General features: G+C 67.3%; 22 protein-coding genes. 9 read left to right on the forward strand and 13 right to left on the reverse strand.

The genetic code is table 11. The features are described 5' to 3' along the window. Positions 1-209: 209 nt before the first annotated feature. Together metE and D9V32_RS09230 are read right to left on the reverse strand one after the other, a co-directional pair. A complete protein-coding gene (gene metE, locus D9V32_RS09225; RefSeq protein WP_121648617.1) occupies positions 210-2,522 on the reverse strand; it encodes a 5-methyltetrahydropteroyltriglutamate--homocysteine S-methyltransferase in 2,313 nt (770 codons plus the stop codon). Continuing rightward, entirely contained in the window at positions 2,519-3,445 is a 927-nt protein-coding gene (locus D9V32_RS09230) for a methylenetetrahydrofolate reductase (protein WP_245982207.1), read from the reverse strand. Before D9V32_RS09230 ends, metE begins: the two co-directional genes overlap by 4 nt. Before the next feature lie 275 nt (positions 3,446-3,720). On the opposite strand from D9V32_RS09230, the gene D9V32_RS09235 reads away from it, so the two are divergent. Further along, a complete protein-coding gene (locus tag D9V32_RS09235; RefSeq protein ID WP_121648619.1) occupies positions 3,721-4,179 on the forward strand; it encodes an SRPBCC family protein in 459 nt (152 codons plus the stop codon). 99 nt (positions 4,180-4,278) lie between these two features. Here D9V32_RS09235 and D9V32_RS09240 read toward each other — a convergent pair whose 3' ends face one another. The 3 genes from D9V32_RS09240 to D9V32_RS09250 are packed head-to-tail and all read right to left on the reverse strand — an operon-like array spanning position 4,279 to position 6,633. Next, entirely contained in the window at positions 4,279-4,899 is a 621-nt protein-coding gene (locus D9V32_RS09240) for an alkylhydroperoxidase domain protein (protein WP_121648620.1), read from the reverse strand. After that, positions 4,896-5,549: a CMD domain protein gene (locus D9V32_RS09245; RefSeq protein ID WP_121648621.1), complete on the reverse strand. Its 654-nt coding sequence runs from the start codon at positions 5,547-5,549 to the stop codon at positions 4,896-4,898. The genes D9V32_RS09240 and D9V32_RS09245 overlap by 4 nt, the downstream gene beginning before the upstream one ends. A 49-nt stretch (positions 5,550-5,598) precedes the next feature. Next, positions 5,599-6,633 (reverse strand): putative FMN-dependent luciferase-like monooxygenase, encoded by a 1,035-nt coding sequence (locus tag D9V32_RS09250; RefSeq protein WP_121648622.1) that lies wholly within the window; start codon positions 6,631-6,633, stop codon positions 5,599-5,601. A 243-nt stretch (positions 6,634-6,876) separates the two neighbouring features. Here D9V32_RS09250 and D9V32_RS09255 point away from each other — a divergent pair, with 243 nt between their 5' ends. Both D9V32_RS09255 and D9V32_RS09260 read left to right on the forward strand, forming a co-directional pair. Then, entirely contained in the window at positions 6,877-8,190 is a 1,314-nt protein-coding gene (locus tag D9V32_RS09255; protein WP_121648623.1) for an O-acetylhomoserine aminocarboxypropyltransferase/cysteine synthase family protein, read from the forward strand. Between the two features lie 158 nt (positions 8,191-8,348). Further along, positions 8,349-8,627: a hypothetical protein gene (locus tag D9V32_RS09260; protein ID WP_121648624.1), complete on the forward strand. Its 279-nt coding sequence runs from the start codon at positions 8,349-8,351 to the stop codon at positions 8,625-8,627. Positions 8,628-8,649: 22 nt separating this feature from the next. On the opposite strand, the gene D9V32_RS09265 is transcribed toward D9V32_RS09260, so the two are convergent. From D9V32_RS09265 to D9V32_RS09280, 4 genes are all read right to left on the reverse strand, one after another. Further along, positions 8,650-8,895, reverse strand: coding sequence for a hypothetical protein (locus D9V32_RS09265; RefSeq protein WP_121648625.1), 246 nt, complete (start codon positions 8,893-8,895; stop codon positions 8,650-8,652). A gap of 56 nt (positions 8,896-8,951) precedes the next feature. After that, positions 8,952-10,115, reverse strand: a complete 1,164-nt coding sequence (locus D9V32_RS09270; RefSeq protein ID WP_121648626.1) for a MalY/PatB family protein — start codon at positions 10,113-10,115, stop codon at positions 8,952-8,954. A 129-nt stretch (positions 10,116-10,244) separates the two neighbouring features. After that, positions 10,245-10,916, reverse strand: a complete 672-nt coding sequence (locus D9V32_RS09275) for a potassium channel family protein (RefSeq protein WP_121648627.1) — start codon at positions 10,914-10,916, stop codon at positions 10,245-10,247. A 24-nt stretch (positions 10,917-10,940) separates the two neighbouring features. Further along, positions 10,941-12,341: a TrkH family potassium uptake protein gene (locus D9V32_RS09280; protein WP_245982233.1), complete on the reverse strand. Its 1,401-nt coding sequence runs from the start codon at positions 12,339-12,341 to the stop codon at positions 10,941-10,943. Positions 12,342-12,456: 115 nt separating this feature from the next. Here D9V32_RS09280 and D9V32_RS09285 point away from each other — a divergent pair, with 115 nt between their 5' ends. The 5 genes from D9V32_RS09285 (at position 12,457) to D9V32_RS09305 (ending at position 15,017) form a co-directional block, all read left to right on the forward strand. After that, complete coding sequence (locus D9V32_RS09285) at positions 12,457-12,906, forward strand: ArsR/SmtB family transcription factor (RefSeq protein ID WP_121648629.1); 450 nt, start codon at positions 12,457-12,459, stop codon at positions 12,904-12,906. Positions 12,907-13,021: 115 nt separating this feature from the next. Next, positions 13,022-13,120, forward strand: coding sequence for a 30S ribosomal protein bS22 (locus tag D9V32_RS09290; protein ID WP_005504750.1), 99 nt, complete (start codon positions 13,022-13,024; stop codon positions 13,118-13,120). A gap of 179 nt (positions 13,121-13,299) precedes the next feature. After that, positions 13,300-13,560 (forward strand): glutaredoxin family protein, encoded by a 261-nt coding sequence (locus D9V32_RS09295; RefSeq protein WP_121648630.1) that lies wholly within the window; start codon positions 13,300-13,302, stop codon positions 13,558-13,560. 61 nt (positions 13,561-13,621) lie between these two features. Next, entirely contained in the window at positions 13,622-13,924 is a 303-nt protein-coding gene (locus tag D9V32_RS09300; RefSeq protein WP_121648631.1) for a Dabb family protein, read from the forward strand. A 133-nt stretch (positions 13,925-14,057) separates the two neighbouring features. Beyond that, the gene (locus D9V32_RS09305) at positions 14,058-15,017 is read left to right on the forward strand and encodes a M15 family metallopeptidase (protein WP_121648632.1); all 960 of its coding nucleotides are present in this window, start codon (positions 14,058-14,060) and stop codon (positions 15,015-15,017) included. A gap of 60 nt (positions 15,018-15,077) precedes the next feature. Here D9V32_RS09305 and uriT read toward each other — a convergent pair whose 3' ends face one another. Next, positions 15,078-16,505, reverse strand: a complete 1,428-nt coding sequence (gene uriT, locus D9V32_RS09310) for a uridine transporter UriT (RefSeq protein ID WP_121648738.1) — start codon at positions 16,503-16,505, stop codon at positions 15,078-15,080. 243 nt (positions 16,506-16,748) lie between these two features. Here uriT and D9V32_RS09315 point away from each other — a divergent pair, with 243 nt between their 5' ends. Further along, a complete protein-coding gene (locus D9V32_RS09315) occupies positions 16,749-17,759 on the forward strand; it encodes a LacI family DNA-binding transcriptional regulator (RefSeq protein WP_183086254.1) in 1,011 nt (336 codons plus the stop codon). Between the two features lie 62 nt (positions 17,760-17,821). On the opposite strand, the gene D9V32_RS09320 is transcribed toward D9V32_RS09315, so the two are convergent. From D9V32_RS09320 to D9V32_RS09330, 3 genes are all read right to left on the reverse strand, one after another. Further along, positions 17,822-18,757, reverse strand: coding sequence for a nucleoside hydrolase (locus D9V32_RS09320; RefSeq protein WP_121648634.1), 936 nt, complete (start codon positions 18,755-18,757; stop codon positions 17,822-17,824). A gap of 141 nt (positions 18,758-18,898) precedes the next feature. Continuing rightward, on the reverse strand, positions 18,899-20,041 hold the full coding sequence (locus D9V32_RS09325; RefSeq protein WP_121648635.1) for a sensor histidine kinase: 1,143 nt from the start codon (positions 20,039-20,041) through the stop codon (positions 18,899-18,901). Beyond that, positions 20,035-20,727 carry a response regulator transcription factor gene (locus tag D9V32_RS09330; RefSeq protein ID WP_245982209.1) on the reverse strand — a complete coding sequence of 231 codons (693 nt, stop codon included), beginning with the start codon at positions 20,725-20,727 and terminating at the stop codon, positions 20,035-20,037. The genes D9V32_RS09325 and D9V32_RS09330 overlap by 7 nt, the downstream gene beginning before the upstream one ends. Positions 20,728-20,831 lie beyond the last annotated feature (104 nt).

Consider the following 20,831-nt stretch of genomic DNA (forward strand, 5'->3'; position numbering starts at 1 on the left):
AACCACCACTCGGAGGCAAGGAAACGCTCGAGAACCCGCTGTTTGACTTCCCTGACCATCATCGTACGCTATCCCCCCCTTGTGGGTCCACACAAGGGGGGATAGTGGGTGTAATTCCTGAGTGCCCGGACGTATGGGGTGTTTTGCCGAGCGCCCAACACAAAACGGCGGGGTCGGAGACAATCTCCGACCCCGCCGTGGTGCACTACCTAGGCGCTGAGCGACTCGCGTACGGTGCGGGTCGCGGCGAGGATGTTGCGCAACGAGTCGACGGTCTCGTCATAGCCGCGGGTCTTCAGACCGCAGTCCGGGTTGACCCAGACCTGACGCTGCGGGATCGAACCCAGCGCGGTCTGGAGCAGCTCGGTGACTTCATCCACGCTGGGAACGCGCGGCGAGTGGATGTCGTAGACGCCCGGCCCGATGCCGCGGCCGAAGCCCGAACGCTCGATGTCCGACACAACCTCCATCTTGGAGCGGGCCGCCTCGATGGAGGTGACATCGGCGTCCAGAAGGTTGATGGCGTCGATCACCACACCGAATTCCGAGTAGCAGAGGTGGGTGTGGATCTGGGTTTCCTTGGCCACACCCGCGGTGGAGAGGCGGAAGGATCCCACCGACCACTCGAGGTAGGAGGGCTGGTCGGCGAGCTTCAGCGGCAGCAGCTCGCGCAGCGCGGGCTCGTCCACCTGGATGATGCCGATGCCGGCGGCCTCGAGGTCGGCGATCTCGTCGCGCAGGGCGAGGGCCACCTGGTTGGCGGTGTCGGCCAGCGGCTGGTCATCGCGCACGAAGCTCCAGGCGAGGATCGTGACCGGGCCGGTGAGCATGCCCTTGACCGGCTTGGCGGTCAGCGACTGGGTGAAGGTCGACCAGTCGACGGTGATCGGTGCCGGACGCGAGACGTCGCCCCACAGCAGCGACGGGCGGGTACAGCGGCTGCCGTAGCTCTGCACCCAGCCGAGCTCGGTGACGGCGAAACCGTCGAGGTTCTCGGCGAAGTACTGAACCATGTCGTTGCGCTCGGGCTCGCCGTGCACGAGGACGTCGAGGCCGATCTCCTCCTGCAGGTCGACCACGCGACGGATCTCGTCCTCCATCGCGCCGCGGTACTCGGCCTCGGTGATCTCACCGCGGGCAAAGCGGGCACGCTCACGGCGGATGTCACCGGTCTGCGGGAACGAACCGATCGTGGTGGTCGGCAGCGGCGGGAGGCCGAGGGCGGCGTCCTGCGCGGCCAGGCGCTCGGTGTACTCGCCGCGGGTGAAGTCGGCGTTGGTCAGCCCGGCGGCACGCTCGCGCACGGCACCGTCACGGACACCGGGTGCCGAGTGGCGGTCTGCCAGCGCGGCGGTGGCCTCGGCCAGCTCGGCCGAGATGGCGGCGGGGCCCTCGGCCAGGGCGGTGGCGAGCAGGGAGATCTGGCCGACCTTCTGGTCGGCGAACGCGAGCCAGGAGACCAGGCGCGGGTCGAGCTTGGTCTCGACGGTGACGTCCTGGGGCACGTGGAACAGGCTGGTCGAGCTCGATACCGCGACGTTCGGGCTGAGCGCGCGCAGGCTGTCGAGGGTTTCCCAGGCACCGGCGAGGTCGCCGCGCCAGATGTTGTGGCCGTCGATCACGCCGCCGACGATGGTCTTTTCGGTGGTGAAACCGGCGGGGACGGCGCCGCGGACGAGGTCCACACCGATGGCCTCGACCGGGCTGTTCAGCAGCACCGGCAGGGCGTCGCCGAGGTCGTTGTAGGGGGCGGCCACGAAGATCTGCGGGCGGTCGCTCTCGCCGCCGAGCACCTCGGTGGCACGGGCGGCGGCGGCCAGCAGCTCGGCGCGGGGCACCTCGATACTCTCGCTCACGAGGGCCGGCTCATCCAGCTGAACCCACTCGGCACCGGCGGCGCGCAGGGCCGACAGCAGCTCCGCATAGACGGGCAGGAGGTCGTCGAGGCGCGAGATTGGGGTGAAGCCCTCGGGGGCGTCCACCGCGGGCTTGGCGAGGGCCAGCAGGGTGACCGGGCCGACGATGACGGGGCGGGTGACGAAGCCCTGTTCGCGAGCCTCGATGACCTCGTCTACCAGGCGACGCGAGGCGAGGTGAAACTTCGTGTCCGGCCCGATCTCGGGCACGAGGTAGTGGTAGTTCGAGTCGAACCACTTGGTCATCTCGGCGGGCACATCCGCACCCTCACCGCGGGCGATGGTGAAGTAGCCGGCGAGGTCGACGGTGCCGTCCTCGGCCACGAGACGCTCAAAGCGGGTGGGAATCGCACCCACGGTGACGGCGGCGTCGAGTACCTGGTCGTAGTAGCTGAAGGCCTCGGGAATCGAGGAGTCTTCGCGGCCGAGGCCCAGCGAGGCCAGGCGCTCGCGGGTGCCGGCGCGCAGTTCGCGCGAGGTGGCCTCGAGCTCTTCGGCGGTGGTCTTGCCGGCCCAGAAGGCCTCAACCGCGCGCTTCAGCTCACGGCGCGGACCGATCCGCGGGTAGCCGAGGATGGTGCCGGTGGGGAACGGTGTGTGGGTCATGCGTATTCCTTTTCGGGGACGTAGAGACCGGTCTCGCGCAGGACGCGCAGTACGGCCGGGTGTTGGTTGAAGGTATAGAGGTGAAGGCCGCTGGCGCCGCCGTTCAACAGGGAGTGGCTGAGGCTCACGGCGTGATCCACGCCGACCTCAAACTGGGCCTCGGGCGAGCCCTGGGCCTCCAGCTTTCGCAGCAGCTCAAGGGGGAGCTTCTCATCGGTGAGCTGGACGATGCGGTGCAGGCGTTCCGGGCTGAGCACGGGCATGATCCCCGGGAGGATCCGCATCGTGATCCCCGCGGCGCGCGCCTGATCCACAAAGCGTAGGTAGTCTTCGGGGTCGAAGAACAGCTGGGTGATCGCCAGGTTTGCGCCGGCGGCCTCCTTGGCCAGCAGGGTGTCGAGGTCCTGCGACACCGAGCGCGAGCGGGGGTGACCGTTGGGGAACGCGGCGACGGCGATCGTGACCTTGGGCTGCGGACGCACCTGGGTGCCGCGCGGGAATCCGGCCAGCGGAGGCTGCACAAACTGGGCTTTTTCCGCGCGAATGCGGTGGATGAGCTGCACCAGCTCACCGGCGCTGCCGAGATCGCCGAGGAAGTTCTCGCCCTCCTTGGCTCCCACCGGGGGATCCCCGCGCAGCGCGAGGAACTTCGTGATGCCGGCGTCGAGGAACTCGTGGATCATCGCCGAGGCCTCGGCATAGGAGGAGCCCACGCAGGTGAGGTGCGCCATGGCATCCACCCCGCCCGCGCGCAGCTGCTGCAGGACGCGCAGCGAGCGGTCGGTGGTGGTACCGCCCGCGCCGTAGGTCACCGAGATGAATTCGGGACTCGACGCCACCAGGTGCGCGAGAGACACCTCGAGCGCATCGGCCGCGGCGGCCGATCTGGGTGGGTAAAGCTCAAATGAAAAGGTAGTAGCCACACCTATCTCCTTGGGGAAAATTTTCGGTGGGGCGGATACCGGGCTCGGTGCTCGCTCCGGGCATCGTCAGGCGATGCCGTGAACCCGAGACTAACAACGGCATTGCGCGAAAAGCCGGAGTATTACGGCAGGTTTCCTCCGGGTGTTACGGCATGTGTCAATCGGGAATTCTGGTTGACGTTTTGGCGCGTTCGTGGTGCATTTAACGCGTGCGGTTTTTGGACACACTCGGGCTCCCCGAACCCCGCAATCGCACGCTCAGGACAGGAGACATCATGACCGGAATCACCCCGGGCAGCATCGAGATCGATCGATTCTTTGCCGCCTCACCCGCCGAGGTCTTTGAGGCCTGGACCACCCCCGAACACTTCTCCCGCTGGTTTGGTGGCTCCTCGGTCGAGGTGCCGCTGGATCAGCTCGACTTTGCCCCCGAGATCGAGGGATCCTGGACCGCCACGATGGTGCTGCCGGACGGCAATGCGATCCACTGGGCCGGAGACTTCCTCGAAATCGTTCCCAACGAGCGTTTCGTGTTCACCCTGACGGACAATCCTGAATCCCCGGAGCGCGCGGCCGTGGTTGTCACGCTCACCGAGGCCACGGAGGACGGCGTCGAGGGTACCCGCCTGCACTTTACCCAGGAGACCCCGGGGTTCGCCCCGGAACAGCAGGAGGCAGCGCTCGCCGGCTGGCAGGCATTCCTCGATGAGCTGATCGTCGCGGATCAGATCTAGCGCGCGGGAGCACGGCAGTGACGCCTGGCCACAGAAGAAGAGCGGGGCACCGGAACCATCCGGTGCCCCGCTCTCATCTCTGGGCTGCGATGCGGAGCACTAGCGCGCCGCCGGCAGCTCCGGCTCGCCGAGGGACAGCATGAGGCGGTTGGCCCAGTTGAAGAAGGCGGCACCGTGCAGGGTGTCGGCGATCTCGAGGTCATCAAGGCCCGCGGCGCGCAGGGCATCGAGGTGGGCCTGGGAGAGCGCAACGGGGGTGTCGGTCAGGGCGACCGACGCCTCGAGGATGGCCTCCCAGCGGGCATCCTGTGCGGAGTCCACGCCGTCGGCGAGTACGCGATCCACGTCCTCCGCACGGCCGGACTGCTGCACTGCGAATCGCGAGTGCACCGAGGCACAGAAGATGCAGCCGTTGCTGCGCGAGGCACCCACGGCCGAGAGCTCGCGGTCGGCGCGGGGCAGACCGGAGTCGGTGTTGTAGAAGATGTCGTTGTCGGTGGCGGTGCGGGCGCGCAGGGCCTCCGGGTCGCGCACGAGCAGGCGGAAGTATGGCATCTTCGCGCGGTTCTTATCCACCAGCGCGACGAGGTGCTCCTCGGTCAGCTCATCCTCGGGGATGGGCTGGATCCACGGCACCCAGCCGAGGCCCTCGCGGGTGAACACCTCGGGGGCGCGCAGGCCCGGGTAGGTGAGGACGTGTCCGAATGCGCTCTCGGTCATGCGTGGGCTCCTACGGTTTCGGAACGGTCGATGGTGACGATGTCGCCGGTGGTGGCCGGGTCCTGGGCCAAAAGGCGCAGGCCGGCGACAAGGCGAAGCTGGAAGGTGAGGAACGCGATTAGCTGCGAGATCACCACGATGGAGGTCTCGTTCCAGCCGGAGTCCAGCAGCGCCTGCAGTGCGGCGGCGCTTGCCTCACGGGGGCGGAACACCAGCAGGTGTGCGTGCTCCAGCGCGGCCGACAGCGGGGCACCGAGCGCGGCACGGTCGGCCTCCGGCACGGTGAACCGAACGCCCTCGGTGTTCTCCTCGGCCAGGGCGGCGGAGGGGTAGTGACCGAACGGGCCGGAGGCCGCGGCCGCCGCGGCGAGGGAGTCGATGCGGCCGGCCAGGTGGGCGTCGAGCTCGGTGAGGCGCTCGCGGTAGTACGCGGCGGTCTGCGGCTCGGCGCTGATCGCGGTCACGAATGCGGCAATCGCAAAGCGGTCGGCGGGGGAGACATCCCCGGTGTGGGCCGGTTCGAGCAGGGCCGCGAAGCTCGCCTGGGCGTTTGCGCGTGCCTCGGGGCGACGGGCGCGTACCCGGTCCACCGGAGAGCCGGGGGTGATCCCGGCGAGATGATCAATCAGATCCGGTACGGGCTGAGTCATACGGGGGTTCCTTTCGGGGTGGATCGCGGATGCGAACGGTGGGGCGAAGCTAAGACAGCGCGGGCTCGGGAGAGGGAGCGGGGGCCTCGGCCGCCCAGCCCAGGGCGGGCGCGACCCGGGTGGCGACCAGCTCGATCGAGCGCAGGATGAACTCGTGCGGGGGATCCACCGAGTGCACCTGGAACACCAGGTCGGTGGCACGCTCCAGCACGGGATCCGCGGCGAGCGATTCGGTGACCTCTTCCGGGGTGCCGAGGTGCACGTCGAACTCGGTGATGAGCTCGGGCAGGGTGTCGCCGAGCACGATCTGTCCGGCCGCACGGAACTGGGCGGCGGCGCGGCGCAGTCCCACCTCGGCAAAGCGCAGCGCGGTGCGCCGGTCATCGGCCACGAACACGGTGCGGGCACCCGAGATGCGCGGGGCTACCCCGGCCGGCAGTGCCTCGAGGTAGGCGTCGACGATGGGGTTTTGGATCTCGGCGAGTGAGAGGTTCGGGGTGCGTGGGGAGCGCTGCTGGGTGCGCGAGAGCAGGAGTCCGTCGCCGGCCCGCCCGGCCCGTGTTCCGCCCGTGGGGGAGAACGTGGCCTGCCAGAGCGCCTCGATCAGGCGCGGAGCGGGCGGCGAAATCCGGTTGCGGTTGCGGCCCAGCGGTTCACCCGCGAGTGCCTGACGGAGTACCTGGAGCTGCGCGGCGAAGTCGCGGGAGCGGTCGGCCGGGTTGCGCCCAAACGTCGCGAAGGCGCTGGGGGTGCCTCCGCTGCCAACACCGAGCTCCAGGCGACCGCCCGAGAGGAGGTCGAAGGTCGCGGCGTCCTCCGCCACACGCACGGCGTTTTCGAGCGGGAGGGTGACGATGCCGGTACCGAGGCGGATGCGGGTGGTGTGCGCGGCCGCGTGTGACAGAAACACAAACGGGCTGGGCAGTCCGCCCTCGTGCGGGTTGAAGTGGTGCTGGGCCACCCATGCCGAGTCGTATCCGAATGCCTCGGCGTGCACGATCTGCTCGATCGCGAGCCGGAGGCGCTCGCCGGAGCCCACCTGGTCAAGTACCCGGGTAAAAAAGCCGAGTTTCTTCGAGCTCACGCGTTCTCACCTCGAATCTCTGACATGTGGTTCCCCTTCACTTCGATCTGCCGTGGGTCCGTCCACGATCGAAACGGGGAGGCCCACAGGCTGCGGAGTCAGCCTAGGAGCGGGCGTTCCTCGAATCGACAAACATAAAGAATTGCGACGGCAGATGAACGCGTATGACGGAGTGGGGAATGAAGATTTCCGACTGTTACTTACCGGGTGACCGGGTGGGGCATGCGCGAGTAGCGTGGCCACATGTCAGCGCACACAGGTTCCCCCTCATTCGGTTTCGAGACCCGGCAGATCCACGCCGGTGAGATTAACGATGCCGAAACCACCGCCCGGGTGACCCCGATCTATCAGACCGCGGGATACCGATTCGCGAGCTTCGATGACGGCGAGGAGCGCTTCGCCGGGGCGAGTAGCCGCCGCGCATACTCGCGCAACGACAACCCCACAAACATCGTGGCGGCCAAGCGCATCGCCGACCTGGAGGGTGGCGTGGATGCCGTGCTCGTGGGCAGCGGCCAGGCGGCCATTGCGGTCACGCTGTTTGCGCTGGCGCAGACCGGCGATCACATCCTCGCCACCACCAACCTCTACGAGGGCACCCGCGAGATGTTCCGCACCTCGCTGGCCCGGCAGGGCCTGAGCGTCGAGTACGTGCCCGCCGATGCGCCGGCCGAGGTATGGCGTTCAAAGGTGACCGAGCGCACCCGCGCGATCTACACCGAGACCATCCCCAATCCGCTGGGTGACGTGGTGGATATCGCGGCGCTCGCCGACATCGCGCACGCGGCCGGTGTGCCGCTGATCGTGGACTCCACGGTCGCGACCCCCTATCTCTGTCGTCCCATCGAGTGGGGTGCCGACATCGTGATTCACTCGACCTCGAAGTGGCTTGCGGGCCACGGATCGGTCATCGGCGGCGCGATCATCGACGGCGGCACGTTCGACTGGGAGGCCAACGCCGACCGCTTTCCGCACCTCACCACCTCACCGCGGCCGGGTGTGGGCTCGGCGGTCGAGCGCTTCGGTGCCGGGGCATACCTCGGGTTCCTGCGCACCGTGACCATCCTGGAGTACGGCCCGACCGTGCCGCCCACCTCCACCTTCCTGCTGCTGCAGGGCATCGAAACCCTCTCGCTGCGGATGGAACGCCACGTGGACAACGCCGTTGCCGTCGCACGCGCGTTTGAGGGCCACGCGGCCCTGCGCCAGATTCACTACCCGGGCCTTGAAAGTAGCCCGTACTATCCGCTCACCCAGAAGTACCTCCCGCGCGGAGCGGGATCCATCGTCTCGTTTGACCTCGCCGGGGGCCGCGACGCCGCCCGGGTCTTCATCGACGCCCTCGAACTCGTGACCCCGATGACCCACATCGGCGATGTCCGCTCGCTGGCCATCCACCTGGGCTCCACCATTCACGCGAAGCTCACCGAGGAGGAGCGCCTGGCCGTGGGCATCACGCCGGGCCTCGTGCGCCTCTCCATCGGCATCGAGAGCGCCGGCGACATCATCGCCGACCTCGGCCACGCGCTGGACGCGGTCACGGCGGCGGGGTACTAGCGCGCGCACTGGCTCCCAGACTCTGGTGCGAGGGAACCAGCGCGTTTTCTGTCGCATTAATTGCGATGCGTGTACCAGGGGTGTGTGGGACCGCCGATCCCGATACCCTGGGAGGCAGGTGCCCTCCGCGTGCGAGGTCACCAGAGGGGGGAGACACCATGGGCGTGCTATCGGAATGGGTGGGCTACGCCTTTTGGGCGCTGCTCGCCGCCGCGCTCATCGTGACGATCAGTCGCGCTGTTGTGCAGCGAAAGCGCCGGGGCGTGCGCGACGCGCTGTTGCCGTTTGCCGATGCTTCCGCCGTGCAGTCTCGAGCAATGGGCTGGGCACCCGCGGCGCAGGAACACCCCGAGGAGGCTGCCACCGATAACCGGGCCCACAGCCTGATCGAGGGCGACGTGGATCGCGACGACCGCGGGGCAGCCGGCCAAGCCTAACCGGTGTGGCTGAGCAGCACGCTTAGGCGGATGCCCGGCCCTCTGATCGTGCGGAACCTGCGAGGTGCGACACGATGATGACGGCCGACATCGCGAAGCTCAGGCCCGCAAGTAGCGCGTACACGATCACGTGGTCGAGCCCGGAGGTCAGGATCGAGAGCAGTGCGAGCGCGATGGGCACCGCGACCGGATAGGGCATGCGCTGCGGCGAAGCGCGCAGGAGGATCGGGACGATCGCGGCGCACAGGGCGAGGAATCCGATCATCATTCGAGGTGCTCCGTTCGCGGTGTGTGGCGGGTGGCGGTACCGGGGTTCGTGGCGGCCTAGGCGGCTACCAGCGCGGTAGCCGCGGCAATGCGCTCCACCGCGGCGCGCAGCACATCGGGGTCGCAGGCGAGGTTGATCCGGGCGAAACCACGGCCCGAATCCCCGTAGGTGTGCCCGGCGTTCAGCGCGACACGGGCGTGGGTGATCAGGAAGGCGGCGGGGTCATCACCGAGTCCGAGCGAGCGCAGATCGAGCCATCCGAGATAGCTGGACTGCGGGCGAACATAGGTGGCTCCGGGGAGGTACTGCTCAAAGAGTGAGGCGAGGAGGCGGTCGTTCTCGACGATCTTGGTGACGGTGTCGTCCAACCAGTCGGTACACGAGAAGGCCACGGTGTTGGCGTGCACGCCGAGGATGCTGGCCCGACAGGCCACCTCCTCGGGGAAACGATCCACGAGCTCGGTGGTGCGCTCATCGCCGGCAATCACCAGCGCGCACTTCGCCCCGGCGAGGTTCCAGCCCTTGCTGCCCGAGGTCACCGTGACCGCCGAGGCACCGTGCTCGCCGGCGACGGCGAGGAACGGGGTAAACGGGTGGCCCGGATGCGCGAGCGGGCCGTGCACCTCATCGCTGATCACCAGCACGCCGTAGCGTGCGGCCAGGGCGGCCACGGCGGCCAGCTCGTCCCGGGTGTGCACGATCCCGATCGGGTTGTGCGGGTTGCACAGCAGGAAGGCATCGGCACCGGCGGCAAACGCGGCCTCGATGCCGGGGATGTCCAGCGTCCAGGTGCCCGCGGTCTCAATCAGCGGTACCTCGATGCGTTCGTGGCCGGCCTCCTCAACCAACTCGTAGAACGGCGGATACACCGGCGGTGTGATGACCACGTTCGCGGCGGCGGGCAGCCCGTAGCGCAGCGTCTCGACGATGCCCACGCTCACATCCGTGGCGATACGCACACGATCGGCATCCGGCGTCCAGCCCCAGCGCTCGGTCGAGAAGCGGGTGAAGGCGGCGGTTAGCGGGCCGGGGCCATCAACATAGCCGAGGTCCGATGCCCCAATTCGCGCGATCAGCTCGGCGGTAATGGGGGCCGCGACGGGGTAGTCCATCTCGGCAACAAACAGCGGGAGGACGTCGGCCGGATAACGGGTCCACTTGATCGAGGAGCGTGCTTCGCGAAGCTGCGCCACCGGATCACTCGAGTGCTGATTGTTCATGCATCTCAGGATGCGCCCGGCACCCCCGGGCCGTCCAGAGCCCCCGTCATGCAACGTCACGCAGGCGTGACTTTTTGCGTCATGAAGCGTCATCCGGCGGCCGCACACGCGCCGCCGAAATGGGAAAGACTAAGAGCCGAGCGCCGCGAAACGCTCGATATCCGCCGAGGTGCCCGAGACGATCACGAGGTCGTGATTCGAGACCACGGTGTTCGCCGTCGCATACGTAAACGGCTTGCCCGGTGACTTCACACCCACCACCGTGATGTTGTACTTGGTGCGCACACCCGATTCGTCGAGGCTCATCCCGCGAATCGGCTTCGGCGGGTACATCTTCACCAGCGCAAAGTCATCATCGAACTGAATGAAGTCGAGCATCCGCCCGCTCACCAGGTGCGCGGTGCGCTCCCCGGCCTCGGCTTCGGGATAGATCACGTGATTCGCACCCACCCGGGCCAGGATCTTGCCGTGCGACTGCGAGACTGCCTTCGCCCAGATCTGCGGCACCTTGAGGTCCACCAGGTTGGCGGTAATCAGCACGCTCGCCTCGATGGAGGAACCCACGGCCACCACGGCGATCGAGAAGTCCTGCGCGCCGATCTGCTTGAGCGCCTCGATATTGCGGGCATCGGCCTGCACGGTGTGCGTCACCCGATCCGACCACTTCTGCACCAGCTCCATGTCGGTGTCGATCGCGAGCACCTCGCGGTCGAGGCGATCAAGCTCGCCCGAGCACGCGGCCCCAAACCGGCCGAGACCGATCACGAGTACCGGCGCATCGTGTTTGATCCGATCTACCATCGAGTCACCTGTCCTTCCGGGGCCCTAGCCCACGATTGGGCGCTCTTCCGGGCGCCTATAGAGTTTAGAGCTTGTCGACGCCGCCACGGCCGCCGCGAGCGTGACCGTACCCACGCGGCCGAGCAGCATCGTGATGGCCAGCACGTATTTTCCGGGGTCACTGAGCATCTCGGTCACACCGGTGGACAGCCCCACGGTGCCAAACGCCGAAACCACATCGAAGAGCACGTCCTCGAGCGGAGCCTTGGTCATCTGCAACAGGATGATGGTCGAGACCGCGACGATCGCCGCCCCCCAGAACACCACCGACAGCGCAACCCGCACCACGTCCTGCGGAATGCGCCGGCCGAAGGCCTCCATGTCCGGGTTACCCTTGGCCTCCGCCCAGGCGGCCAGGAACAGCACCGCCAGGGTCGTCACCTTGATCCCGCCCGCGGTGGATGCCGAGCCGCCACCGATGAACATCAGCATCGAGGCCACCAGCTTGCTCGACCCGTTCAAATCCTCAATATTGATCGCGTTAAACCCGCCCGACCGCGTCATCACCGACAGGAAGAACGATTGGAACGCCGTATCACCCGCGTTCATTCCGCCCAGGGTCTTGCGGTTATCGAACTCCAGGAGCGTAAACACGATCGCGCCCGCCACCACCAGAATCAGCGTGGTCACGATGGTCAGCTTCGCGTGCAGCGGCAGCTTCCGCGGCGAAAACAGGTGGCGACGCAGCGCAAAAATCACCGGGAACCCCAGCGCCCCGAGAAACACCCCCACCGCCAGAATGCCGAGGAAGAAGTAGTCGTTACTAAAGCTGCCGAGCCCCGCCGCATTCGGCGTAAACCCCGTATTTGTAAATGCCATCGCCGAGTAGTAAAAACTCTGCCAGGCCGCCGTCCCCGGATCCACACCATCCACCAGCATGCGCGGAAACAGCAGCAGCGCCACCGCCCCCTCGATCACCAGCAGGCTGGTAGCCACCGTGAGCAGCAGGCCACCAATCTCGCCAAGCCGGATCGCCTGCCCCTCGGCCACCGGACCGTGATGCATGCGCATCGGGTTTGTATCCCCGGCCGCAATCAGCTTTGCGCGCAGACCCAGCTTGCGAGAAATGATCATTCCGAGGATCGACGCGAGGGTCAACACGCCGACGGCGCCGATCTGCACCCCGACATACACAAATACATTTCCGGCGGCCGACCAGTGCGTCGACATGTCCACCGTGGACAACCCGGTTACACAGATTACCGAGACCGCGGTGAACAGCGCGTCCACGAGCGGGGTCACCTCACCCGAGGCCTGCGCGATCGGCAGCGAAAACAACAGCGTAAACACCAGGATCAGGCCGGTAAACACGCCAATCGCGAAGCGCGAGGGGGAGTGCCCAATCGCCGTGTTCCAGACCTCCTTGACCCGGGCAAAGCCGGTCACAGCGGTCCGTTGCGCCACGTTTTCCTCCCCGGAACAGAAAAAATACAGCCCCGGATTCGTGCAATGCCGGGTGCTAGTCATGGTATCCCGTCCGCGGACTGAGTAGCCTGGGGACATGGCAGACATTTTCGACGTGATCGCGGACGCCACCCGGCGCGATATTCTCAACCTCCTGCACGAGCGCAGCCAGGCCGAGACCGGCACGGGTGATCGGGGTACGAGCGTCTCCGAAATCGTGGCCGCGCTCGGCCTCAGCCAGCCCACCGTGTCCAAGCACCTCAAGGTGCTGCGCGAGGCAAACCTCGTCGCCGTGCGCGAGGAGGGGCAGCACCGCTACTACAGTCTCTCTCCCGACCCCCTCGAAGACATCGAGGACTGGCTGCTCCCGCTCCTCGGCGGCGAAGCCGTCACCGAGGACGTCCTCGCACTCGCCGCCACCCTGCCCCAGCAGGCCCGCCAGGTGGCCGACGCCATCGGCCAGGCCGCCGCGGCCGGCACCCACCGCGTCGAGTCCGCCGTCCAGGCCGTCGTCAAGAAGCTGGGCGGGCACAAGGGCCCCGAATAGGCCCCAAACCCGGCGCGTACGCGCGCCGCCCCAGAATCGGGTACACTAACCTGAGGTATTTTTAAGCTGGCCGTGGCTCTCGCGTCCTCTGCCCAATCTTTATGTGAGGTCCTACATGGGTTCTGTTATCAAGAAGCGCCGCAAGCGTATGTCGAAGAAGAAGCACCGCAAGCTGCTTCGTAAGACTCGTCACCAGCGCCGCAACAAGAAGTAGACGCAACGCGCCAGTAAGCGCCCTCCCATTCGGGACGGCGCTTTTTGGCGTTAACGGCGACTTCGCGAGGTGTGTCGGAGCCAGCGCCCTCCCATTCGGGACGGCGCTTTTTGGCGTTAACGGCGCTTTTTGGTGACTTTGTCGAGCATAAGTAAGCACGAAAGGGTTAGTCTGAAATCATGACGACGATCGCACTGACACTGATTGGAAAGCCCGGCTGCCACCTCTGCGAAGACGCCCGAGACACCGTCAACCAGGTGGCCGCGGAGTACGCCGATCGCGCGAATATTACGGTGGAAGAACTCTCCATCCTTGACGATCCCGAGCTGCACGCCCGACACTGGGAAGAAATCCCCGTGCTGCTCGTTAACGGTAAGCAGCACACGTACTGGCGGGTCGACCCGACCCGCCTGCGTCAGGCGCTTCAGGCGGCCCTCTAGCCCCTCGGAGCACCGCACCGCATCCGCTCCGGGAAACCGGGGCACACCCTCAAGGAGAATCATGGCCGTTCGCCACTTTGTCACCTGGAAGCTTGCCGCCGAAGACGCCGCCACCCGCGCCGCAGACGCCGAGGGCATCCGCACCAACCTCGAATCCCTCGTGGGCGTCGTCCCCGGTCTGCGCTCGCTCGAGGTGCGCGCAAACACCCTCTACCCCGAGAACAACTGGGACATCATCCTGATCTCCGAACTCGACGACGCCGAGGCGCTGGCCGCCTACCAGGTGCACCCCGCCCACCTCGAGGTCGTCGAATTCGTGAAGCCGCGCGTCGGCGATCGCGCCTCCATCGACTTCGAGGTCTAAAACGCACCCGCCGCACGAGGGGTCATTTGGCCCCCGTGCGGGGGTCACGCGCTTCGGGGACGTTTACTATGCTGTGAGCGGCGGTACCCAGAACGTCTGGGATGCAGGCAATCGCATTCCTCGGGAGGGTAGCATGGGCAGGCGTCGACACCTGATCGCGTGGGCGATTCTCCCGCTCCTGCTCGTGGGATGCGCGCCGCAGGGCCTCGAGCTTGAGGCCCGGCCATCGGTGCTGACCCCGCCCAGCGAGGATTCCACCCCCAGCGCCAGTGCCGAGCCCTCGGAAGAGCCGAGCGAGGAACCCTCTGCTGAGCCCTCTGCGGAGCCCTCTGCGGAGCCGTCCGAAACGCCCGCTCCCGAAACCTCGGCCCCGCCCGCGGCCGCAGCTCCCGCAAAACCCGCAGCTCCCGCACCCGCCCCGGCAAAGCCCGCCGCTCCGGCTCCGGCTCCAGCTCCGGCTCCCGCGCCGGCCCCGCCGCCCGCGATCGAACCCCCGGCGGCCGGCCCCCAGGGCACGCCGAGTTCCATTACCGTGGTGTCAAACAAGCGTCGCCCATTGAACCCCATCAGCTACCGCCCGAGCGACCTGGTGACGCCGAAGGGCATCCCCAACATGAACGGCCAGCCGCTGCGCGCACCGGCCGCCGACGCCCTGGTGAAGATGCACGCCGCCGCCGCGGCCGAGGGCGTCAACCTGCGCATCGGGAGCGCGTTCCGCTCCTACGAGACGCAGCGCACCATCTACAACCAGTATGTGAAGCGCGACGGCCAGGCGAAGGCCGACACCTACTCGGCGCGTCCCGGGCACTCCGAACACCAGACGGGGCTCGTCGTTGACCTCGACGACGGCGCCGGCTGCTACCTCAAGGCCTGCTTCGGTAAGACCACCGGCGGCAAGTGGCTGCAGGCGCACGCCGCCGACTACGGCTTCATCATGCGCTATCCGGACGGCTACTCGCAGATCACCGGGTTCACCTACGAGCCCTGGCACTACCGCTTCGTCGGAGTCGACACCGCACAGGCGATGGCCTCCTCCGGCACCCGCACGCTCGAGGAGTTTTTCGGGCTCCCGGACGCCCCCAACTACGGCTAGTAACGCGAAAACGGGCCGGTTTGTCAGTATCTGACAAACCGGCCCGTTTTTACGAGGGTACTAGCGGGAAAGCTCGGCGTTAGCCGGGCGCGGGATCAGCGTCGACATGAGCAGCGCGCCCACCAGCAGGATGGCACCCGCGATCATTGCCGCCTGGTATCCGGCCGCGGTGCCGCCGCCGGAGAACGCGGTCTGTACGGCGTAGATCACGGCGAAGGAGACGCCCGCGCCGAGGTTGATCGCCCCGGTGTTCAGGCCGGGCAGCGAGCCGGGGGCATCCTTCGGGGAGAGCACGACGCCCAGGCCGTTGATCATGATGTTGCCGATACCGGCGTAGCTGATGCCGATCGCGATCGAGAGCAGCAGGATGATGATGCGGATATCGCTGCCCACGGTGAAGACCATCGCGATGATGCCGAGCACGGTGAAACCGAGGCCGATGCGCAGCATGGTGAGGTAGCCGACGCTCGCGGCCAGGCGGCCCGAAACCGGGCCCATCAGCAGACCCGCGAGGGCGTAGGGGGTGAGGGTCCACCAGGCGACCTCGCCGGCGCTGAGGCCGAGACCCACCTCGGTGTCCTGCGCGAGGGCGGGCAGGATGCCGTTCATCACGGCGAACACTCCGGCGAGGGTCAGCAGGGAGGTGCTGGCCAGTGCCCAGGTCGAGCGGTGCTTGAGCTGAGCGGGTGCCACCAGCGGGTGTGCGCTGCGGTTTTCCAGGCGCCAGAACAGCCAGAACGCGGCCGCGGTCACCACGGCGAGGATCGCCACGAGCGCCCAGTTGGCGGCGGCCAGGTTACCGATTTCGTTGATCATGATCAGAGCGGCACCCACCGAGATGACGAGCAGGGCCGAGCCCCACCAGTCCATCTTGCCGGCGGTTCCGCCGAGGCTCTCGGGGGCCATGAAGCGCACGAACACGGCGGCGAGCAGGGCAACCGCGCCCATGACCCAGAAGATGGAGGCGAAACCGAAGTTGTTGGCCAGCCAGCCACCAGCGAGGGCGTCAACGCCGGCGATACCGCCGTTGACCGCGGTCACGACGCCGAGCAGGGTGCCGTACTTCTTCGGTTCGGTCACCTGGGAGCGCAGCATCAGCAGGCACATCGGCACCACGGGGCCGGAGGCACCCTGAATGACGCGGCCGATGAGCAGCATCGGGACGTTCGTGGCCAGTGCGGCGATGACGCAGCCGATGGCCATCACGATCAGCATCCAGACGAGCACCTTCCGGCGACCGATCAGATCGCCGAGTCGGGGCAGGAACAGGGTGGTCAGGGCCGCCGAGGTGAAGAACGCGGTCTGGGTGAGAGCCACCTGCGCGCCGGTGGCACCGAGCTCATGCTCGATGGTAACCAGGGCGGGGCTCAGCATGCTCGCGTTGAGCTGGAACGCGAAACACGAGGCCAGCAGCGCAACCATGAGCGCGGTCACGCTCGCGGTCTTCGGCGCGAGGCCGGCGGCCTGGCTGGTGAGGGGAGTGCTCATCGAAAAGTCCACTTCGTTGTGAGGTTAGACCCTACGCGACATTCGCATCGAGTCCGAGAGGGGAGTGTGTGCATGCGTGCGACGGATCGGGAAATCACTGCGTCAAGTATCGGCGCTATGTCACACGTTTGCGTAATCGTTTACACAGAGAATACCCCACAACCCCGGGTTCGGCAACGCGGGCAACGAGCGGGCAGAGCCGGTAGGGTGGGAATTCTCCTATTTCCAGCGGAAGGGGTCGGGATGAGCGCGGAAATTCGACTGCAGGACGTGGCCGATGCCGCCGGTGTCTCCATCGCGACCGCCTCTCGAGCCCTCGCCGGGAAAGACCGCGTTTCCCGTAAGACTCAGGCGCTCGTGAAGCGCACCGCCGAACGCCTCGGATACCAGGTGAACGCGGCGGCCCGCGCACTGCGCGAGGGCAGCAATCGCACGATCGGCATGATCATTCCGGTGGTGGGAAACCCGTATTACGCCCAGGTGGTGCACGCGGTCGAGGCCGAGCTGCAGGAGCAGGATCTGGAGCTCATCATCGCCGACTCTCACGGCGAGATTGAGCGCGAAGCTCGCCGGATCGACCTCCTCCTCGGCGGCCGGGTCGAGGGACTCATCGTGGTGCCCTCGGATGCCCAGGGTTCCAGCGAGGCGCTGGCCAAGGCGGCCGCGCGCATTCCGCTCGTTCAGCTGGATCGCCGTGTCGAGGGGCTGGCCACCGACTTTATCGGGGTAGATAACGACCGTGGGATCGACCTGGTTATTGCCCACCTGCGCGAGCAGGGCGCGCGCTCGATCGTCTACATCGGGGCCAATGACAACACCTCTGTGGGGCGTGAGCGTCGCCTCGCCTTTGCCCGCTCGGCCGAGGGGCTGGAGATTCACGAGCCGATCTTTGGCAACTTCTCCCGAGAGTATGGGCTTGAGGCCGGTGCGGCCCTGGTGGCCCGTGGCGCGCTGCCCGATGCGATCGTGTGTGGCGATGACCTCATCGCGGTGGGGGTGCTCGGCGCGCTGCGTGCCGCGGGAAAGCGGGTGCCGCGCGATACCCTGCTGACCGGGTTTGATGACACCCTGCTGGCGGAGATCACCGATCCGCCGCTCACCTCGGTGGTGCAGCCCATTGCGGCACTCGCGCGGGAGGCAATCCGCGCGTTGCTCATGCGCACCGAGGATCGCCATTCCCCGACGGTCTATAGCCGCATCGCTCCGCAGCTCGTGGTGCGGGAGTCGACACAGTACACCGAGCCCGGCCTATAACCTTTGAGTGCAGTTACGCCTGTGGCCCGCGGAATTCCGCGGGCCACAGGCGTATGTGAGTGCTACTTCAGGCCGGCGACGGCGTCCGTGACGAGGTTCCAGAAGCGGTCAACATCGAGATCGATTGCCACGTGGGCGTTCTTTTCACGCTTCAGCATGTCGTGCAGGTCGACGCAGGTTGCGCCGGCGGTCTCGGTGCCCACGAGCTCCACGTCCACGCGGGTGTGCACGGTGGTGGCGACCGCTGCGTCGATGACCAGGGCCACGGCCACCGGGTCGTGCAGCGGGCCGTCGGGCATGCCCTCAACGTCGTTGTAGGAGTTGCAGAAGAACTCCAGCAGCTCGGCGCCGAAGACGCCGGTCTCGTTGCCGAGGTTGCGGATGCGGCTGCGCACATCCTGCGTGATGAGCGCCTGGTGGGTGATGTTCAGGCCCACCATGGTGAAGTCGATGCCGGACTTCAGGACGACGTCCACGGCCTCCGGGTCGGCCCAGGCGTTGAACTCGGCGTAGGCGGCGCCGCAGTTGCCGCGGCCGGTCGATCCGCCCATCCAGACGATGCGCTCGATGCGCTCCAGCAGCTCGGGGTAGGTGCGCACAAAGTGGGCAATGTTGGTGAGCGGGCCGGTGGGGATCAGGGTGATCTTCTCCGCCGAGGCGCGCACGGTGTCGGCGATCAGCTCGATCGCGGAGCGCTCGTCCAGCGGCACGGTGACCTCGGGCAGCTCGGGGCCGCCGAGGGCGTTCTCGCCGTGGATCCAGGTGCCGGGGGTGAGCTTGCGCTCGAGCGGCTCGGCCGCGCCGGCGGCGATCGGGACGCCGGTGATGCCGGCAACGGTGCAGGCAACGCGTGCGTTGTGGGTGGTGTGCTCGAGGTAGCCGTTACCGCTGACGGTGGTGATGGCCTTCAGATCGAGTGCGGGGTTGCCCGCGGCGAGCCAGATCGCGAACACATCGTCGTGGCCGGGGTCGCAGTCCAGGATGACCGGAATTGGCATTTTTCTCTCCATTGATCGGGGGCCAGAAGCCAAGCTATGCGTAAACGATTACACACATTTTCGGGCGGGTCAAGTTCCCCACAATGAGAAACGGCAAACGCCCCGGCTTCGAGGAGAAGCCGGGGCGTTTACCTCCGCGGCTTAGACCCCGGGCTCTCGGGGCAGGGTGATGTCGAGGCAGAAGCCGTCGCTCACCAGCCGGGCGCTCACATCGCCGCCGTGGGCCTGCACGATACCGCGCACGATGGCGAGCCCAAGTCCCGCGCCGCCCTGGGTTCCGGCCGGCTCGGCGGTGCGGGCGGCGTCTCCGCGCCAGCCCACATCAAACATCCGGCCGAGATCCTCGGTCGAGACACCGCTGCCGTGGTCGAGGATGCTCAGCACCAGGTGGCCATCGGCCAGCGTCGTGGCCGACACCAGAATCTCCGAGTCGTCGGGGGCGTGGCGGATGCCGTTGGCCAACAGATTGCCGATCGCCCGGGTGAGCTCGCGCGGATCGCCCCAGAGCGTGTGCCCCTCGACCCCGCGCTGCTCGATACGGATTCCGCGGGCGGCCGCCACGTGCTGCACGTCGGAGACCGCATCGGAGACGAGGTCCAGCAGGTCCACCAGTTCGCGGCGCAGATCCAGCGTGCCGGATTCGATCCGGGCCAGGGCAAATAGGTCGTCCACCATGAGGCCCATCGCGTCGACCCGCTCGCGGATCTGCCGGCTGTACTCCGCCGGATGCTCGGCCACCCCGGCCTCCATCGCCTCGGCTAGCGCGCGAATGCCGGCCATCGGGGTGCGCAGGTCGTGCGAGATCCAGACGAAGAACTCGCGCCGTGCGGCATCAAGCTGGGCGATCTCGGCCCGGGCCTCGGCGAGCCGGCGCGAGGTGTCCGCCAGCTCCGCGGAGAGCGCGGTGAACTCCCGCCAGCTGGGGGCCGCGGGCTCCACGATGTCACCCTCGGCGATGCGCCGGGTCGAGGCCAGCAGGTGCCCGGCCTGGCGGCGCACCACCCGGGTTGTCATCAGCCAGGCCGCGGCCATACTCATCAGCGCGGCCACGCCGAGCAGCCAGGCGAGCACCGTGAGGTCGTGCTCGGAGAAGAGCATCTCGATCAGCACCACGATGGTCGACACCGCCACGGCGAGCACCGCGGCGCCGGTGACGATCACAAACTGCGAGGCGATCGATCCGCGCCGGTTGAGGTGCAGCGCACCCCAGGCCAGCAGCGAGACCGCGGCCGTGCAGGCGGCGGTGGTCACCACGATCAGACAGAGGTCGGCGACGCTCAGCACGTGGCCTCCACGAAGAATTGGTATCCGGCACCCCACACGGTTTTGAGGTGGCAGGGGAATCTCGGGTCCGGCTCGATCTTCTCGCGCAGCCGGCGCACATGCACCGTCACCGTGGAGGGGTCGCCGAAGCCCCAGCCCCACACCTCGCGCAGCAGCTCATCGCGGCCAATATCGCGGCCCGGATTGGCCAGCAGGTACAGGAACAGCTCGTATTCGCGGGCGGTCAGCGTGATCTCGCGCTCGTGCGCCCAGGCGCGGCGATGTACGGCGTCGATGCGGAAGTCGCCCTGCACGATCATGGCGGCTGTGCCGACCGCGGTGCGGCGGCGCAGCAGCGCCTCGGCACGCAGCTGGAGTTCGCGCAGCGAGAAGGGCTTGGCCAGGTAGTCATCGGCACCGTGCTCGAGGCCCTCGATGCGCTGATCCACGCTCGAGAGAGCGGTGAGCATCATGATGGGCACGTCCGAGTAGCCGCGCACCTCGCGGCACAGTTCGTCGCCACTCGTACCGGGGAGCATGCGATCCACGATCAGGAGATCCGGGATGCGCTCGCGCACCGCGGCGGCCGCGCGGGTGCCGTCGCCATACTCGATGAGGTCGAGCCCGGCGGCGCGCAGATAGTCGGCCACCACCGTTCTGACGGTGGGGTCGTCCTCAATCAGCATCACGCGCGGTTTCGATTCCACATGCACGAGAATAGCCCGGTCATGCCGGATGAATCCTGAGTTCTTACGCGTTTGAAATATGCCCTTACGGGCCTGTCATATCCGATTCCGGGGCGGGCGGAAGT

Source organism: Mycetocola tolaasinivorans, assembly GCF_003667565.1.
Taxonomy (GTDB): domain Bacteria; phylum Actinomycetota; class Actinomycetes; order Actinomycetales; family Microbacteriaceae; genus Mycetocola; species Mycetocola tolaasinivorans.